Genomic DNA, 18965 nt, shown 5'->3' with positions numbered 1-18965 from the left:
TGAAACTATTTCAGCTTGACTAAAATGGAACTTTAAGAAAAGAGCCGGACCACTGTCCGGCTCTTTTCATTTAAATACCTCTCAAAAATGACATTTTTGGCTAGTCTATTTTCGCGCCTCTTAATCTTAGCGCATTTGCAATTACCGAAACCGAGCTAAAACTCATCGCCAGCGCTGCGATCATTGGAGAAAGTAAAATTCCGAAGAAAGGAAAAAGAACTCCCGCCGCAATTGGTACGCCCAGAGTGTTGTAGATCAAAGCGAAAAACAAATTCTGCTTAATATTCTTCATTACTTTTTTGCTCAGATTCTTAGCCTTTACTACCCCGTGCAGATCCCCTTTTACGAGGGTAATTTCAGCACTTTCAATAGCCACATCGGTCCCCGTGCCCATAGCAATACCAATATTAGCCTTTGCAAGAGCAGGCGCATCATTGATCCCGTCACCGGCCATGGCCACCATTTTCCCCTGTTGCTGAAGTTTTTCCACCTCTGCCATCTTATCCTGTGGCAACATACCTGCTTTGTATCCAGACAAATGCAATTCCCCTGCCACCGCAGCAGCAGTAGTTTCATTGTCTCCGGTGAGCATCACTACCTCCACTCCGCTGCTAATGAGATCTGAAATAGCTTGTCGACTGGTAGGTTTAATGGGATCGGTAATGCTCATATAACCAGCTATCTTGCCGTTAATGGCTACATAAGAAACCGTTTTCCCCTGTTCCTGTTCTGCTCTTACCTGCTGCTGAAGATCCCTGTTAACCTCAGCATTTTCCTGCAACATGAGTTTATCATTCCCTATGGCAATACTTTTCCCTTCTGAAGTGCCTGTAACTCCCTTTCCTGTCACTGCATTAAAGTCCAATGCTTCGGGAAATTTCAGGTTCTTTTCTTTGGCATAACGCACTGTAGCTTCTGCCAAAGGATGTTCGCTCTGTGCATTCACCGTCGCAATCATGCGAACCAGTTCTTCTTCTGAAATATCTCCGGAAGCCACAACTTTTTCTACTGAAGGTTTTCCTTCGGTAATGGTTCCTGTCTTGTCCACAATAAGCACATCGATCTTATCCATCTGCTCCAGGGATTGTGCATTCTTTATCAGCACTCCATTTTGAGCTCCTTTTCCTACTCCCACCATGACAGACATAGGAGTTGCTAATCCCAGAGCACAGGGACAAGCAATGATCAAGACTGCAATGGCATTAATTAAGGCGTAGACATAGCTTGGTTCAGGACCAAAGCCTGCCCAGATTATAAAGGTGAGGATCGAAATTATCACCACTACCGGAACAAAATATCCTGAAATTTTATCTGCCAACTTTTGAATTGGTGCCTGTGACCTGCTCGCGTCATTAACCATTTTGATGATCTGGGCCAGCAGGGTTTCATCGCCCACTTTTTCGGCTTTCATGGTGAAGCTCCTGTTGCCGTTGATGGTTCCTGAAGTCACTTTATCTCCCTCCACCTTTTCTACCGGCACAGGTTCCCCCGTGATCATTGATTCATCGATATTCGTCTGCCCCTTCTGAATACTACCATCTACAGGGATCTTGTCTCCGGGCTTCACTCTTAGAATGTCGCCTGCTTTGATCTTATCTGTATGAATTTCCTGCTCTTCTCCGTTGACTACAAGGGTGGCTTTATTTGGCGCCAGTTTCAGCAGCTCCTTAATGGCCGAATTTGTGCGGCTGTGGGCTCTAGCCTCCAGTAATTGACCCAGTAACACCAGGGTAAGAATAACTGTTGCCGCTTCGAAATAGACGTGAACTGTGCCATGATGTGAAAGGAACTGTTCCGGAAACCAGCCGGGGAACAGCATTCCAAAAACACTGAACAACCACGCTACTCCGGCGCCAATTCCAATGAGGGTGAACATGTTCAAATTCCAGGTAACTACAGACCGGTAGGCTCTTTCAAAGAACATCCAGGTCGCGTAGAAAACCACCGGAATTGAAAGTCCCAGCTGCACCCAGTTCCAGGCTTCCATGCTCATCCAGTCATAAATAGGATTTCCAGGGATCATCTCTCCCATTGCAATGAGAAAGATCGGTAAAGTAAAAGCGACCGCAATTTTAAACTTTTTGAGAAGTTTGTTGTAGGATTTCTTCTCGGCCGAAAGTTCAGGTTCTATTCGCACCAGGTCCATACCGCAAATAGGACAGCTTCCCGGCTCATCTTCCTTAATTTCCGGATGCATGGGACAGGTGTATAGAGGCTTTTCTGCCTTGAGACTCACCTCCTCTACCAGGTCCATTCCGCAGACGGGACAGTCTCCAGGTTTATTATAGGTCTTGTCACCCTCACAATGCATAGGGCAATAAAAAGTTCCCGTGCCCTTTCCTTTTGCTTTTTCAGGTTTGGGAGGCGCAGAAATATCCTGTCCTGGCAAATAAACATTATATGTGCTGCCGTCTTTTCTTAGTGCTTCCTGATAAATGGAAACGGGAATAAGTTTATCTGATATTATCACCGCTTCTGCCTTTTCAAGGTCAACAGAAACCTCCTGCACTCCTTCCACTTTCTTCAAAGTATCTTGAACATGAGCACGGCAACCGCTACAGGTCATTCCCGTCACCTCATATTTTTCTTTTGCACCAGGAGAATGAATATGATATCTGCCCCCATCCTTTTGCAGCGCGTCTTCAAATACTCCAATGGGAATGTGTAGCTCCATTTCAACCTCAGCTTCAGCCCTTTTTAAATCTACGGAAGCGTTTATAACGCCATCCACCTTCTGCAGGGTTTCTTCCACATGAGAACGGCACCCGTTGCAGGTCATGCCGGTGATCTTGTAGGTGTGCCGCATATGAGATTTTTCTGCTGCAGAAGGAGCTTCAGAAATGTCATTTTTGACACCTCTTTCGCCCGCCACTTCCTTTGAAGTCCCCGGAACCAGAATATGATAATTCCCTCCGCCTTTTTGAAGTGCGGTCTCGAAAATATCCCACGGAATATGCTCCTGCATTTCGATCACAGCCTCCCCTTTCTCAAGATCTACGGAAGCGTTTATAACGCCATCCACCTTCTGCAGGGTTTCTTCCACATGAGAACGGCACCCGTTGCAGGTCATGCCGGTGATCTTATAGGTGTGACGCATATGAGATTTTTCTGCTTCAGAAGGAGCTTCAGAAATGCCATTTTTGACACCTCTTTCGCCCGCCACTTCCTTTGAAGTCCCCGGAACCAGAATGTGATAATTCCCCCCGCCTTTCTGAAGTGCGGTTTCAAAAACTCCTATGGGAATGTGTCGCTCCATTTCAACCTCAGCTTCAGCCCTGTCAAGATCTACGGAAGCGTTTATAACGCCATCCACCTTCTGCAGGGTTTCTTCCACATGAGAACGGCACCCGTTGCAGGTCATGCCGGTGATTTTATAGGTATGTTTCATTTCTTACACTTTTATATCCCAAAGTTCGCAGGAATAAAAGCGGAAATGTTATACAATTCTGGAAATATTTGGTAAGATTCTAAAGCTTGTCCAGAGGAATGCGTTTGTTTTCCTTTACCTGCTTAAAATGGGTGGGCGTTAGACCCGTTACTTTCTTGAACTGCTTACTTAGATGGGAGACGCTCGAATAATTCAGCTGGTGTGCGATCTCGCTCAGCGAATGTTCATCATAAACCAGCAGCTCCTTCACTTTTTCGATCTTTTGATTGATCACATATTGTTCCAGGGTCATGCCCTGTACTTCAGAAAAAAGCTTGCTGAGGGATGAGTAATCCTGGTGAAATTTTTCAGAAAGATACTCCGAAAATGTCATTTTTGGAAGGTGATCTGCATTGTGGATCAACTCAACGACCGTAGTTTTTATGCTCTCAATGAGCCGTGTTCTTTTGTCATCAATAAGTTCAAACCCGAGCTTTTCAAGCCGCTCATTCAGCAGCTTTTTTTCTTCCGAAGTAAGATCACGATCCACCTCGGCCATGCCCAATTCTACTGTAAGAGGATGAAGCCCGAACTGTTCAAGTTCAGACTTCACCATCATATTACAGCGGTTACAAACCATATTTTTGATGAAAAGCTTCAAATTAGCTTCCTGTAATTGTTGCCTCTACTCTTCCGCACTTAAGCATTTTATCCCCGTAATATGGATTTCTCACTTCCTTGGAAGCAGATAGCCAGAAAGCTCCTTTCCCATCAAAGGCCATTGGACAAAACTGCTTGTACACTTCCCCAGATCTTAAAGATTCTTTAAGCATCACTTCCATTGCTGCCGAAAGCTCCTGGAAAGCTGTTCTCTGCTCATTAATCTCTGCTGAATTAGCAATGGTCTTTGCCGCTTCAAGCGCCTGAGTGTTATCCTCTACCTTAGCAAGGGCTTCAACCATCATCTTTCCTCCGTTTTGAGCCTCTTCTGCATTGGTGTTGACCAAAGCTGTTTTAATGTGCATATAATGCTGATAAGCAGCCCCTTTATTCTCATCTCTAAATCCAACTGCTCCCGACTGGCCATCATCAAGATTTTTTGCCATGTCATGCTCCCCGGTCTCTTCCATATGCATTTCATTTTGCATAGGCATTCCAGCTTCTTCAGTCGTTTCTTCTTTCTTTGTTTCTCCACAGGCGGCCATTATAAATGCTGCTGCCAGGGTCATCATTGTGATCTTTGTTCTTTTCATTGTTTCTGTTTTTATAGTTTTTAATTTAATTTCTGTACAATTTCGCCACAGGTAAGCATGGCCTCCCCGAAGTACGGATTTTTAATTTCGGCCGTGGAGCTCAACCAGTAGGCACCTTTGTCTGAATTTGCCATTGGGCAGTAATCAACATACAAGCCTTCTCCTTCAATTCCAAATGCCGCAACAGTTTTTATCAGCGCTTCTGATACGTAGATAAAATTTTCTCTTTGCTTTGCAATACTTCGTGCCTCAAGTCCTACTTCGGCGTGTTGCAGCAGGAATTTTTGCTTTTCTTCCCAAAAGGCTTTTGCCTCCCCGGTTAATTCTGAGGCCGTTGTCTGCTTAACTGCATTCTGAAACTTCTTTAACAAATTTACACTTTCTTCCTCTTTTTCTTCCACAAGGGCATCTTTAAGCTGAAGGTAAATAGAAACTACCTTTGCCAGCTCTTCCTGAAATTTGTCTGGAGCCTGGGTTTTATAGTTATTCCCACTCTTCCGAAGATATTGTCTCACATCCTCCTGCGCTGGTGCAGCCATAGCTACAGCAGGATTCATCATACTGGGTTTACCTGCTAATTGAGCCGCCGCATCTACGGTGAAAGTACCGTTCACCACGATTTCTTCGCCCGCAGCAAGTCCTTCCTGTACCACGTAAGCGTCTCCCAAAGACTGTCCCAGAACGACCTCTCTCATTGTAAAAGAAGGATTTGCTGCCGTGCCACTGTTCACATAGACGATACTACGTTTTCCCGTCCAGAGAACTGCCGACCGCGGCACTGTGATGCCTGAATCTTTGACCGCCCCCGAGGTCTTTATAACCCCAGAAACAAACATTCCCGGTTTTAATCGATTATCTTTACTTGAAACCTCTACTCTTGCCGTCGCTACCCTTGTCTGGGTATTTAATAAAGGATCAATAAAATCGATGTTTCCCTCAAAAGTTTCTCCTGGAATGGAAGCTACTGTAAAAGTTACCTTGTCCCCTTTCTCGATCAAACCTATTGTCCTTTCATAAAGGTCGAACAAGACCCACATTTTTGACAGGTCGGCTATTTGGTACAATGGCATTCCCCTTTCCACGTAATCTCCGAGTTCCACCAGTTTTTCTGTCACAACGCCACTTACATCGGCGGTGATGGTAAAGCGATCTGTAGCTTTCCCGCTGTCAAGGATCCGGGTGATCTGTTGTTCTCCAATGCGCCAGTTGCGCAGCTTTTGTTTTGCAGCTTCAAATAGTTCGGGTTGAGAGCTGCGAATCGCGTAAGCCTGCAACAGCTCTTCCTGGGCGGTAATAAGTTCTGGCGAATAAACCACTGCCAGCGCCTGGCCACGTCGCACTTCTTCCCCTGTGAAATTTACGAGTAACCTTTCAATTCTTCCAGGAACATGAGTAGCCTGTGTGTAGGCATTCCGCTCGTCTACACTAATCTTTCCGTTAAGCCTCAGTTCTCCTTCAGCATTTCCGCTCCCAACTGTCTGGGTTTGGATATTTGCCAGCTTCATGGCATACTCGCTCATTTCTATAGCATTGGGATTCCCCTCCACCCCTGCACTTTTCAGCGGAATAAGATCCATTCCGCAAATAGGACACTTCCCTGGTTCCTGCGCTCTAATTTGAGGATGCATGGAACAGGTCCAGGTGGTTTCTTCCGCAGTTTCCGTAGTGTGGTCGTGAACTTCAGCTTCTTCGCTGCCCCCAAAGAAGATCCACCCCAGTAATATTCCGAGCACCAGGGTCGCGGTGATGATCATGATATTTTTAGTCTTTGTTGTCATAGTCAATAGATTTTCCAGATAAGTAATCGATCCTGGCAAGTGCAGTAAGATAATTTGCCTCTGCCTGTGCCACTTCCAGCTGATATTTTAAGAGTTCCTGCCGCACACGTAAGACCTCTTCGAAATTTGAGGAGGCATTGCGGTAGGAGGATAATAGTAAATTGAGCACCTGTTCTGAACTTTCCACCTGTCTTTTGTACAGCTCTAGCATTGCCTGTGCCTCCCGCACCTCAAAAATTGCTTCTTCCATTTCGGCAGCAAGCTGGTTGGCAAGGCCTTCCTTTCGATGTTCATAGCTCTTTGCCATAAAAGCGGCCTGTTTCCTCGCAGCTTTATATTTGCCACGAAATACAGGCAGGCTAATTGAAAGCATGGGCATTATTGCATCACGCCCGCTGTCCTCGACCGCCATATCCATACGTTCTCCGACGACCACATAATCAATTCCTAAACCTATGTCTGGAAAACCTTCTTTTTGCACCAGTATTTCCTGAGCCTTTGCCGAGGCAGCCATCCTGTCAAGCTCTGTCAACATTGGGTTACCAGAAACAGGAGTGTCAAAAATGACATTTTCGGCACCCGTTAAAATTTCCTTCGGAAGGTGTACAATTTCAGTTGCGGTTCGATTTAAAAGTGCATTGAACTTCACTACCCCAGCTTGCTTTTTTAGCCGAAGAACATCCAGACCCGTCACGGATTCATTCCGAAGTAGATCGGCTTGTAGCACATCTGTAAGTGCTCCACTCCCCGCACTAACACGTGAGAGGGTTAGATCCTTATAACTCTGAAGGATCTCCAGGTTTTCCTGTTGGAACTGCAATTGCTGCTCTAACGCATAGAGGATAAAATACTGCCTGCTCACTTCAAGAAGGATCTCATTCCGCGTATTGAGAAAAGCCTGAAATTTTGCTTCGGCCATAAGGCCGGCCACATTTTCTCTGGCCTTAAGGGTTCCAAACCACGGGAACATCTGCATAAGAGAGAAACGTGCTTCCTGAGGCCCAAGTCTTGTTTCGACCATACTCCCAAAAGCAGTCATGGTCAGCGTAGGATCGGGCAGACTTTTCACCTGTGGTGCTTCCTGCATTGCCGCCTCAAATTCGGCATAAGCGGCTTTAACATCAGGATTATTTTCAGCAGCGATCTGCAGGTAATCCTCCAGCGTTTGCGCCTGTAAGCTTCCGAAGAAGAAAAGAAGCACACCCGTCAAAAATGATATTTTTACAATGTTTTTCATGCTTCACTTATTTTATTGGCATTCCTTTTTACCACGGTTTCCCGCCAAATCGCCTGTAATACCGGCACCACGAAAATGGTCATGATCTGTATTACCATTCCGCCCACAATGGGTATAGCCATAGGTACCATAATATCTGCCCCTTTTCCGGTAGATGTAAGGACGGGAAAAAGTGCAATAATGGTCACCGCCGTGGTCATCATTGCAGGTCTTACCCGCTTTTTACCCGCTTCTAGAACTGCAGCTCTCACTGCCGGCACTGTTTGTGGGTTCCGTTTCTCAAAGACCTGGTGAATGTATGTTCCCATGAGCACACCATCATCTGTCGCTATTCCGAAAAGGGCAATAAACCCAACCCAGACTGCCACACTTAAATTGATCGTGCCCATTTGGAAAAGATCACGCATGTTCATTCCTGAAATGCTGAAATCCATGAACCAGGGCTGCCCGTACAGCCAGATCATTATAAAACCGCCGGCAAAAGCCACAAATACGCCCGAAAAATGAATGGTCGAAGCGATCACAGTTTTAAACTGAAAATAGAGCAACAGGAAGATGATGATAAGTGAAATAGGGATTACTATTGCAAGTCTTTTCACGGCCCGCACCTGATTCTCATAATTCCCAGAAAACTCAAAACTCACTCCCGGCGGCACCTGCAGTTGCCCCGTCGATATTTTTTGCGCGATCATTGCCTGAGCATCGTTAACAACGTTGACCTCGGCGAAATCTTGTTTTTTATCAAACAGCACGTAACCTACAAGAAAAGTATCTTCACTCTTGATCATTTGAGGTCCCTGTACATAATTGACCTCCACTAGTTGACCTAATGGGATTTGTGCACCTGTTGGCGTTGGCACCAGGATCTTTTCAATATCTGCCGGAGAATTGCGCAGTTCTCGAGGATACCTTACCCGAACCGGGTATCGCTCCCTCCCTTCAACCGTGGTGGTGATCTCCATTCCTCCAATGGCAGTCTCAATGGTTTGCTGCACCTGTTCAATACTTAGTCCATAGCGAGAAATACTTTCCCGGTTGATATCCAGTTCCAGGTAAGGTTTTCCCACGATCCTGTCGGCAAAGACGGCTTCATGTTTAACCGAAGGCACTTGTTTAAGGATCTCTTCCAGCTTAAAGCCAAAAGCCTGAATGGTTTCCAGATCGGGGCCGTAGACTTTTATTCCCATTGGAGCCCGCATTCCTGTTTGGAGCATTACAAGCCTGGTTTCAATGGGCTGAAGTTTTGGAGCGGATGTGATGCCCGGCAGGTTGGTTGCATTTACGATCTCATTCCAAATATCATCTGGGCTGTTGATATGCGCTCTCCAATTCCTGAAGTACGCTCCATCCTCATCGGCCACCAGATCTTTAGCAGTAAGATTGGCCGTCAGGGCTGCTTCATGGGAGATCGTATCTCCAGACTTGAGAATAAAATTTCCCTCTTTGTCAACCTTAAAGCGCTGCAGATCGCCCTCGGCATTCAGAATGTATTCGGATTTATAGTTGATCACATTCTCGTACATGGAAATTGGAGCCGGATCTATTGCGGTCTCGGCACGCCCTAGTTTTCCAACTGCTACTTCAACTTCGGGAATATTCGTCACAGCCATGTCCAGCTTTTGCAATACTTCCCGGCTGCCCTCTATGCCCATGTGTGGCATTGCAGTAGGCATTAAAAGGAAACTTCCTTCATTAAGAGTGGGCATAAATTCCTTTCCAACGCCGGGGAAGACTTCGGAAGCATTTTTCCAGGCTGCAGATTCCCGAATTTCCCAGCCAATAGCTTCGGCGCCATTTCCAATAAATCCGAAGATCCTTGGAAATCCTTGCCATATGAGCAATCCGAAGAAAATCGTGATCAGGGGAAGCGATAAAAAGGTGCGTTTATTATTAAGACACCAGTGCAGAATGTTCTCGTAATATCTCACAATTGCTAAAAGTGCAGCCAGCGTAATGAGCAGTAAGATGATAACGAACAGGTAGTTTTCGAAGATCGAATTTCTAACTCCTAAAGGCATCCAGTGCATAGTAAGAAAGAAGATGGTTACTGCCAGAATGATAAAAAGGGAGATCTCCCGGGAATATTTACCTAGAACACCACGACTTCTGGGCTCCAGCAGTCTGAGGATCCCTATAATTGTCAAAGCCAGTGGAAGCCACATTTGAAAAACTATGGCAAGTAAGATCCCTCCCGCTATGAGGCTGTAGTTCCACATTCGATTTACTTTCTCCTTTTTCAACCTGAAGGAAAAGAAATAGTATGAAAGCATGGGCAGCACAACTACGCCCAGCAAAAATGCAGCTACCAGGGCAAAGGTTTTAGTGAAAGCCAGTGGCCGAAAGAGTTTTCCTTCGGCATGTTCCATAAAGAATACGGGCAAAAAGCTCACCACCGTCGTGGCCAGTGCCGTGGTTACTGCCGGGCCAACTTCAATGGTTGCATTTCGAATTACCCGCAACAGCTTTTCGCCTTTTGCATCTTTATTCTCATCAAACTCAAGATGGCGCAGCGTATTTTCAACAAAAACAATTCCCACATCGACCATCACGCCAATGGCAATGGCGATACCAGATAGTGCCACCACGTTTGCATCCACACCAAAATACCGCATGGCAATAAAGGTCAACAGCACTGCAATAGGGAGCAGGCTTGATATCAAGATCGAAGCTCTTAAGTTCAGAACGAGAATGATGACGACAATAATGCTGATAAGGATCTCATCAGAAAGGGCGTTTTCGAGGGTTCCCAAAGTTTCCTGAATGAGCTGCGTACGATCATAAAACGGAACTATGGTCAATTTTGAGACAGTTCCATCCTGCAAAACCTTTGAAGGCATTCCGGGTGCGATCTCCTCAATTTTTTCTTTGACATTATTGATCACTGCCAGCGGATTTGACCCATATCTTGCTACAACCACTCCCCCGGCAACCTCAGCTCCTGCTTTATCCAGAATTCCCCTTCTTTCGGCAGGTCCTAAGGTAACAACTCCAATGTCTGATATGAGGACTGGAGTGTTATCATTTACCGTAACTACGGTATTTTCAATATCTTCCAGTGACTCGATATAGCCTAACCCTCGAACGAGATATTCTGCTTTGTTGATCTCAATGGTTTTTGCACCAATATCGCGATTGGAGTTCTTCACCGCCATCATGACTTGATCAATCCCCACATTATAAGCACGTAGTGCGTCTGGATCAACGTCTACTTGATATTCGCGTACAAAACCTCCAACTGAAGCAACTTCAGATACTCCCTCCACTCCGCTCAAGCCAAGCTTCACATAATAATCCTGCACAGATCTAATTTCATGCAGGTCCCAGCCACCGGTGACATTCCCTGCAGAATCCCTTCCTTCGAGGGTATACCAGAAAACCTGGCCAAGAGCAGTAGCATCTGGCCCCAGAGTAGGCTGGGCATCTTCTGGCAGAAGATTGGCCGGTAAGGAATTGATCTTTTCCAGGATGCGGGTACGAGACCAGTAGAATTCGACATCTTCGTTAAAGATGATATTAATGCTGGAAAAGCCGAACATCGAGGTACTTCTGATTGATTCTACCCCGGGAATTCCAAGTAAAGCAGTGGTTAGTGGGTAAGTGATCTGGTCCTCAATATCCTGAGGAGAACGACCGGGCCATTCGGTAAAGACGATCTGCTGATTTTCCCCGAGATCGGGAATGGCGTCAACCGGAACAGGATCGCGAGGCAACAGATCAAAATTCCAGTCGAAAGGAGAAGTAACCACACCCCAACCTATCATAAAGATAAGCAGCAGCATAGTTACCAGCCGGTTATATAAAAAATATTGAATTATTCTTGTAAGCATTCCTTGAATTTAAATTGATTAAATGTGGATAAACACAATAACCCCGACATGCAGGGTTTAAAAATCAATTCAAAAATCAAATAAGGAAAGTCTCGTCGAGCAAATGTATGTCGTAGACGAGCAAGGGAGGTGTATAATGAAAGAAGGGAACTTCGGCCTGTGCTGCTCCTTCAAAAACTGCAGCATAAGACAGGGTGAATGAAGCGATAAAAACCTGATGCTCCAGATCAAGATCGTCAAAAGAAATCTTTAGTTCCTTCTGCCCTTCCACAAAAACCTTTTCCTCATCACAGCAGTCATCTTCAGCAGTAGTAGCCGCATCGGAATGCATTCCGCAGGTCTTCGCTTCAGAAAAAACAGCCTGATCCACCAGGACCTCTCCGCAGAAGTGTTTATCTACAGTAAAGGACATAGTGGAAAACAGCACCAAAAGCGCCATTAACAGAGATCCCGAGTTTTGAAAAAAAGTTTTCACAGAAGACAAAGGTATATATTTTTTAAATATCTGCTACTTAGCATTAAAAAACTGGTATTGAGCAGTAGCAGACTTCACTTTTACCATTATCTCACAAAGTTAAAATTTGGCAAACATTTCACATTTACAAACGCTAACTTTATGATTCATAACAAGTTATAAGCCGTAATAATGAAAGAACAGAAGATTATCGCCGTAGTGGGCGCAACCGGAGCGCAGGGCGGTGGCCTTGCAGATGCCATTCTAAATGACCCGAATAGTTCCTTTAAAGTGAGAGCCATCACAAGAAATTCGAATTCTGAAAAATCCCAACAGTTAAAACAAAAGGGAGCTGAAGTCGTTGAGGCAGATGTTGATGACAAAGCCAGCCTTGTAAAGGCATTTAAAGGAGCATACGGTGCATTTTGTGTCACGTTCTTCTGGGAACATTTCTCTCCTGAAAAAGAGAAGCAACAGGCAAAAAATCTGGCAGAGGCTGCAAAAGAAGCAGGAGTTGAACATGTGATCTGGTCTACTCTTGAGGATACCAGAAAATGGATTCCACTCGAAGATAACAGGATGCCCACCCTCATGGAGGCATATAAGGTACCTCATCTTGACGCCAAGGGGGAATCAAATAAGTATTTTGAAAATAGCGGGGTTCCTTATACGCTACTGCACACTTCATTCTTCTGGGACAATTTCATCACTTTCGGAATGGGACCTCAAAAAGGGGAAGATGGAGAACTCTATATCACCTTTCCAATGGCCGACAAAAAATTACCCGGCATTGCAGCCGAAGATATTGGAAAAAGTGCGCTGGGAATTTTTAAGGCAGGTGAAAAATACCAGAATAAAAAGGTTGGAATTGCCGGAGAACATCTCACCGGAGAACAAATGGCCGAAACTTTCTCGAATGTATACGGCAAAAAGGTGCATTACAATGCCGTAAAACCAGAAGTCTACCGAAGTTTTGATTTCCCCGGTGCCGATGACCTGGGAAATATGTTTCAGTTTAAAGCCGATTTTGAAGAAGACTATTGTAAGGCAAGGGATGTTGAGAACACCAGGCAACTTGATCCAGATCTTCTGCAATTCAAACCCTGGCTACAGAAAAACAAGGAAAGGATCCAGGTATAAGGATTAGTCCTTAATATCCCCTTTTTGAAGCCTATAGTAATAGAAGGCAGGCAGCAGGAGCAGGATCAAAACCGGATGTGCTAAAAATCTTCTCACATAGAATGCAGCCAGATAATCATTTGGTTGCACATGATGCATCAGGTAAATAAAGAGAGGGAAAAGAACAATGAAGAAGCCGGAATAAATGAGGGCTGAGAATTTGAGAATACCGGTATTTCTGAAAGCAACATATAAGATGAGTAAGGAGATCAAAGTATTGAGCAGGAATCTCAACAAAACATTGACAAACATATAGGCTGGGAAATCTATTCCTTCTCCTGCTTCATATCGCACTTCAAAAAAGTACATAAATGGATCGTAAAAGAACCTGTACTCGTAAAGCCTTACGAGCGCCAGCAGGCCAACAAGAACTCCTATCGTGATGAGCTTAATGCCTGCTTTCATATCCTATCTGTTTTGAGTAAATACTAATCCACAGCACCCACAAGAGGAAAACCGCCCCGTAGATCACCAGAGGAAAGGCTATGGTATGCAAGAAATGTGCATGCCAGGGATATTCATAGATCCCAATTGACATTAAGGCTATCCTCAAGATATTTGTGACGTAGATCACCACTGCCCCGGCAACAGTGAATATAAGCGTGGTTTTTAATCCTCCGGCAAACGCGATCATAAAAGAAACAAAGAGGATGATGATGCTCATCGCATTACAACCTTCAATTATTCGAGCCACAAATTTGCCATTTACAATAAGATGCATTGTCAATTCGGGATAACCGGAATTAAGCTGCGCTTCATACCCAAGAGAAGAAACCACGGCCTCACTTTGTAAGGCTACGAGATGGGTGAGATAATCTGGATAATAGGTGGAGGAATGAAAGTTTTGCAAATAGATATTATACAGAAATGCCAGCAGAAGATAGGTGCCTAAAAAGGTAAAAATGAATCGGATTACCGGGGAATATTTCTGAAGAAGACGGCGCAAATCTTGCTAATGGTTTCATCAAAAGTATTTATTTAAAACGATTCGGAAAGCTGAATTTTTAAATACTTTTGCTCAAAAAATAAACAATGTCATTTGAAAATTTGAGAAACGAGGTAGCATTGATCCTCGCTAATGATAAAGCTTCCGTAGAAGATCGCCTCACCAGTCTTTGTGAACTTCTAAAAGCTGAAGTTGACTATTACACCTGGGTAGGCTTCTATTTCAAGAACGGAGACAAGAATGAACTTAAACTGGGACCCTTTGCCGGAGAACCTACAGATCATACCATAATTCCCTTCGGAAAAGGTATTTGCGGACAGGTAGCTGTTTCCAACAAGAATTTTGTGGTTCCCGATGTAAGCGCTCAGGATAATTACATTGCATGCAGCATTCATGTGAAAGCTGAAATCGTAGTACCACTCTTCAAGAATGGAGAAAATATTGGGCAGATCGATATAGATTCAAATGTTCCAGATCCATTTACCGAAGAAGACGAACGTTTTCTGGAATTTGTAAATGAAAAAGTAGCTGAGATCCTTTAGATCCTAAAAAGAGTTCAAAATAAAGAGGATAAAAAAAGAAGGGTGCCAAAAATGACATTTTTGGCACCCTTCTTTTTTTACTGCTGAACACTATTTTCGGCTGAGCTGATATGTATTGCCGCCCTGCAACAAGATCATTTTGTCTTCTTCCGGAGAAAATTCCAGTTGGAGTCCGGCGCGGATGAATTGGAATTTGTCTTCGTCATATGCTTCCAGGGGAAACGCTGGCTGGCCGGTAGCCTGCCCCATAAGCGTTCCATCTTCCACGAAGATCTTCACCTTTAAAGGAAAGGTCTCACTTCCATAGGTGCCTTCATATTTCTTCAGTTCTTCTGTTGATAAATCCAACGAATCAAAGGAAGGGATCGCATAGTCCAAACCCCAGTAAATACTAAGGGCGCCAATAGCAATATCATTAGGAGAAAGATCGGTTCCGTTAGAGATATAGGTCATAGCCAGATCTTCTTCTGGGTAATAGGTGCTCATTGCACTAAACCCGTCAATACCTCCAGTATGTCCATAAAAGGACTTATCGTTGAAAGGATAGCTAAAAAGTCCCATGCCGTAGCCATTCTTGAGGGTTTTCATTTTCTCCAGATTTTCCGGCTTCACAATATTTCCCTTGAAAAGTGCTGTAAAAAACAGGTTAAGATCTGAAGGTGTGGAGATCAAAGCCCCGGCTCCAATCGGGATACTCATATCTGTCTCGCTGGCCGGTTCCCAGTCCTTTTTCTTTATATAGGAATAAGCTTCAGATCTTTCGGAATCGATCTTTCCTCCGTATCCGGTATGTTTTAGACCGAGAGGCTTCAAAATTCGCTTTTTTAGCACCTCAGCGTACGATTGTTTTTCCACATCCTCAAGAACAAAGGAAAGCAGGACGTAGTTTGTATTGGAATATTCGTTTTTCTCACCTGGGGCAAAGACAGGATCCTGTTTCTTAAAGATTTGCAGCAGTTCCTTCTTTGTTCTTGGTTGCTCCATATATTCTTTGTAAGCCTCATCATCAGTAAAATTGAAGAGACCACTTTGATGCCTTAACAGATCTTCAATACTTATATTTTGAGCATTCTGGATTTGTGGATAAAACTCCGATAATCGCGTGTCTAAACTTAGTTTCCCTTCTTCCACCAGTTGAAGGATCATAGCTGCTGTAAAGGTTTTGGAAATTGAGCCAATGCGGTATTTGGTGTGAGGATGAGCTTGAATGTTGCTGGAAATATCAGCAAAGCCGATATTATTTTGATAGACAGGCATTCCATTTCGGTGAATAGCTATTCCTCCCATGCCTTTGCTGTTGAATTCAACAACTTTAAAAAGGCTGTCCATTTTCTGCTTATCAAAGCTTTGGGCTCCTAAAGAGAAAACCAGGAATAAAGTAAGGAAGGTGGAAAATATTTTCATTTTGTTCTCGCTTTAAAAGTCAAACAATATAAACCGCCAAAAGAAAATTACATCCCCGTGCGTATTGCCTCCACAGGATCTAGTTTAGATGCGGAAATTGCAGGCACGATCCCCGAGATCAATCCAATGACCGCTGAAACGGCCGTACCAATAAACATGTTCCATGGGGATAAAATAAATTCAAAATTCCCTGTGAACTGAGACGCGATCAAGGAGACTACCCAAACAAGAAATAAGCCTATTAATCCGCCAATGACCGATAGGATTACTGCCTCAAACAGGAACTGAAAAAGTATGAACTTGTTCTTCGCTCCGAGCGACTTCTGGATCCCAATAAGACTGGTTCTCTCCTTTACACTAACGAACATAATATTAGCAATTCCGAAGCCTCCAACGAGCAGAGAAAAACCGCTAATGATCAATCCGAAGAAATTCATCTGGCTGGTCATATTATCAATAAAATCTGCAAAGCCCTGTAGTTGATTCACAAAAAAGTTATTGACATCCTGCCTTTTAAGCCCTCTGAAGTTGCGAAGTTGCTGTGAAAGGTAGGCGATGTATTCGGCATTATCAACACCTTCTTCGGGCTTGATGATCACCTGTGGAAAGGTACCTCTGTTACTACCTCCATAGATACGTCGCACAATATTAACCGGAAGAAACACATTGGTGTCATGGCTTCCTCCAAAAAGGCCGGCCCCTTTTTTCTTTAAGACCCCGATCACCGTAAATTTTCGGCCATACAGGCGTACCTGTTCTCCCATAGGATCTGCGTTTCCGAACAGGTTTTCATAGACGTCGTGGCCCAGCACAATTACCGGACTTCCGCTTACAGATTCGGCCATGTTGAAAAACCGGCCTTCTTCTATTTCCAGGGCTTCAATATCATAATATTCCGCCGAAACTGCACCAACCCCTACATTTGAAGCAGTTTTGTCATTGAATTTAATTGACTCTGGCGGAACATTAAGAGCATAAGACATAGCCTCGGTATTTGGTACCGTACGATTTAGATACTCATACTCTTCATAGGTCACATCGGGAAACTGCTGCCTTTTCCATTGCGGAATATCGGTAGGCCCGAAGGAAAACCTGGTGAGAATAATTGTACTGTTATCGAGGGCACTAAGGCTGCCTTTTATTTCCTTTTCAAGTGAATCTACCGCCGCAAGAACGGCGATGATGGAGAAAATTCCAATGGTGACTCCCAGAAGTGAGAGCATGGTTCGCAACTTATTGTTCTTTAGTGCATTGATAGCAAAAAAGAAGCTTTCTTTCAGAACCCGAAGATAAATTAACATAGACCTTTTTCTTGGATATTATAGACCCGTACTCCATAAGACGTCAGCTTTAATTTTTCGTTACAAAATAATTGTAGAAATAAAAGGTACAGGATTTATATTTTGTGCTGAAATGGTTACTTTTGGAACCTCAACAAAACCAACATAATGAGCGACTTAAAATCGGCTGGATCTGCACTTATTTCAGTTTTTAATAAAGAAGGCCTGGAGCCTGTAGTACAGAAACTTAATGAGCTGGGAATCACCATCTATTCTACAGGAGGAACCGAGAAATTTATCAAAGATCTCGGAATTGATGTGGTGCCGGTTGAAGATCTCACCTCCTATCCATCGATTTTAGGTGGAAGGGTAAAAACCCTGCATCCTAAAGTGTTTGGAGGAATATTGAACCGCAGTGAGAATAAAGATGATGTAGCCGAGCTTGAAAAATATGAGATCCCGCAAATTGACATTGTGATCGTGGATCTTTACCCGTTTGAAAAAACAGTTGCTTCAGGCGCTTCGGAAGCAGACATTATTGAGAAGATCGATATAGGAGGAATTTCACTTATTAGAGCAGCAGCCAAAAATTTCCAGGATGTGATCTGCGTTTCTTCAGTAGCAGATTATTCAGAATTTCTTGGAATAATTTCCGAAGGCAATGGGAAAACAAGTTTAAAAGATCGAAAGAGATTTGCTGCGAAAGCATTCAATATTTCTTCCCACTACGATACTGCAATTTTTAATTACCTCAATGAAGAAGAGCTTTCCTATAAAGAAAGCTACAACGGCGGACTAGAATTAAGATACGGTGAGAATCCTCATCAAAAAGGCCATTTTTACGGCGACTTTACCGCAATGTTCGATAAACTTCACGGCAAGGAGCTTTCCTATAACAATCTCCTTGATGTAGATGCCGCTGTAAACCTGATGCAGGAATTTCAGAACGAAGCCCCGACCTTTGCCATTTTAAAGCATAATAATGCCTGTGGATTAGCGCAAAGAGAAACACTTGTTGAGGCTTATAAAGCTGCACTAGCGGGTGATCCGGTTTCAGCTTTTGGTGGAATATTGATAAGCAACACCGAAATTGACGAGGCTACTGCAGGAGAGATCCATGAACTCTTTTGCGAAGTAGTCATTGCTCCTTCTTTTTCGGAAGCAGCACTTGAGATCCTGAAAGGAAAGAAAAACAGGGTGCTTTTAATTCAAAAACAAGCTGTTCTTCCCGAAAAACTGGTTCGTACCTGCCTTAATGGAGTTCTGGTTCAGGACAAGGATTCTAAAACAGATGCTACAGAAGATTTAACGTTTGCCACAAACAATAAACCTACAGACAAAGAGTTATCTGACCTGTTGTTTGCTTCTCGAATTTGCAAGCATACCAAATCAAATACCATTGTACTGGTAAAAAACAATCAGTTACTGGCAAGTGGCACAGGCCAAACGTCCCGCGTGGATGCTTTGAGACAGAGTATTGACAAGGCAAAAGCCTTTGACTTTGATCTTAAAGGAGCCGTAATGGCCAGTGACGCCTTTTTCCCTTTTCCCGATTGTGTGGAGATTGCCGGAAATGCAGGAATTACCGCTGTAATACAACCAGGAGGATCTATTAAGGATCAACTGAGTATAGACTATTGCAATGAAAATAATCTTGCTATGGTAATGACCGGCACAAGACATTTTAAACATTAATTT

Annotated in this window: 14 protein-coding genes; 3 read left to right on the top strand and 11 right to left on the bottom strand. The window is 43.9% G+C overall.

Going from position 1 to position 18965, the window contains the following annotated elements:
* Positions 1–100: 100 nt before the first annotated feature.
* From HC175_RS09540 to HC175_RS09510, 7 genes are all read right to left on the bottom strand, one after another.
* A complete protein-coding gene (locus HC175_RS09540; protein ID WP_168138255.1) occupies positions 101–3388 on the bottom strand; it encodes a heavy metal translocating P-type ATPase in 3288 nt (1095 codons plus the stop codon).
* Positions 3389–3467: 79 nt separating this feature from the next.
* Positions 3468–3986, bottom strand: coding sequence for a helix-turn-helix domain-containing protein (locus tag HC175_RS09535; RefSeq protein WP_235942570.1), 519 nt, complete (start codon positions 3984–3986; stop codon positions 3468–3470).
* 43 nt (positions 3987–4029) lie between these two features.
* A complete protein-coding gene (locus HC175_RS09530; RefSeq protein WP_168138253.1) occupies positions 4030–4620 on the bottom strand; it encodes a DUF3347 domain-containing protein in 591 nt (196 codons plus the stop codon).
* A 20-nt stretch (positions 4621–4640) separates the two neighbouring features.
* A complete protein-coding gene (locus HC175_RS09525) occupies positions 4641–6398 on the bottom strand; it encodes an efflux RND transporter periplasmic adaptor subunit (protein ID WP_168138252.1) in 1758 nt (585 codons plus the stop codon).
* Complete coding sequence (locus tag HC175_RS09520) at positions 6382–7635, bottom strand: TolC family protein (protein ID WP_168138251.1); 1254 nt, start codon at positions 7633–7635, stop codon at positions 6382–6384. The genes HC175_RS09525 and HC175_RS09520 overlap by 17 nt, the downstream gene beginning before the upstream one ends.
* Positions 7632–11462, bottom strand: a complete 3831-nt coding sequence (locus tag HC175_RS09515; protein ID WP_168138250.1) for an efflux RND transporter permease subunit — start codon at positions 11460–11462, stop codon at positions 7632–7634. The genes HC175_RS09520 and HC175_RS09515 overlap by 4 nt, the downstream gene beginning before the upstream one ends.
* Positions 11463–11538: 76 nt before the next feature.
* Positions 11539–11937 carry an HYC_CC_PP family protein gene (locus tag HC175_RS09510; RefSeq protein ID WP_438865925.1) on the bottom strand — a complete coding sequence of 133 codons (399 nt, stop codon included), beginning with the start codon at positions 11935–11937 and terminating at the stop codon, positions 11539–11541.
* Positions 11938–12108: 171 nt separating this feature from the next.
* On the opposite strand from HC175_RS09510, the gene HC175_RS09505 reads away from it, so the two are divergent.
* Complete coding sequence (locus HC175_RS09505; RefSeq protein WP_168138248.1) at positions 12109–13056, top strand: NmrA/HSCARG family protein; 948 nt, start codon at positions 12109–12111, stop codon at positions 13054–13056.
* Positions 13057–13059: 3 nt separating this feature from the next.
* On the opposite strand, the gene HC175_RS09500 is transcribed toward HC175_RS09505, so the two are convergent.
* Positions 13060–13500: an exosortase F system-associated membrane protein gene (locus HC175_RS09500; RefSeq protein ID WP_168138247.1), complete on the bottom strand. Its 441-nt coding sequence runs from the start codon at positions 13498–13500 to the stop codon at positions 13060–13062.
* The gene (xrtF, locus tag HC175_RS09495; RefSeq protein ID WP_168138246.1) at positions 13484–14041 is read right to left on the bottom strand and encodes an exosortase family protein XrtF; all 558 of its coding nucleotides are present in this window, start codon (positions 14039–14041) and stop codon (positions 13484–13486) included. The genes HC175_RS09500 and xrtF overlap by 17 nt, the downstream gene beginning before the upstream one ends.
* Positions 14042–14127: 86 nt before the next feature.
* Here xrtF and HC175_RS09490 point away from each other — a divergent pair, with 86 nt between their 5' ends.
* A complete protein-coding gene (locus HC175_RS09490) occupies positions 14128–14583 on the top strand; it encodes a GAF domain-containing protein (protein ID WP_168138245.1) in 456 nt (151 codons plus the stop codon).
* Between the two features lie 90 nt (positions 14584–14673).
* Here HC175_RS09490 and HC175_RS09485 read toward each other — a convergent pair whose 3' ends face one another.
* Positions 14674–15987: a serine hydrolase domain-containing protein gene (locus tag HC175_RS09485; RefSeq protein WP_168138244.1), complete on the bottom strand. Its 1314-nt coding sequence runs from the start codon at positions 15985–15987 to the stop codon at positions 14674–14676.
* Positions 15988–16034: 47 nt separating this feature from the next.
* Positions 16035–17288 (bottom strand): ABC transporter permease, encoded by a 1254-nt coding sequence (locus HC175_RS09480; RefSeq protein ID WP_168138243.1) that lies wholly within the window; start codon positions 17286–17288, stop codon positions 16035–16037.
* 147 nt (positions 17289–17435) lie between these two features.
* On the opposite strand from HC175_RS09480, the gene purH reads away from it, so the two are divergent.
* The gene (gene purH, locus HC175_RS09475; protein ID WP_168138242.1) at positions 17436–18962 is read left to right on the top strand and encodes a bifunctional phosphoribosylaminoimidazolecarboxamide formyltransferase/IMP cyclohydrolase; all 1527 of its coding nucleotides are present in this window, start codon (positions 17436–17438) and stop codon (positions 18960–18962) included.
* Positions 18963–18965: the final 3 nt, after the last annotated feature.

Source organism: Salinimicrobium oceani, assembly GCF_012037645.1.
This window is presented reverse-complemented; position numbering and strand designations above follow the sequence as displayed.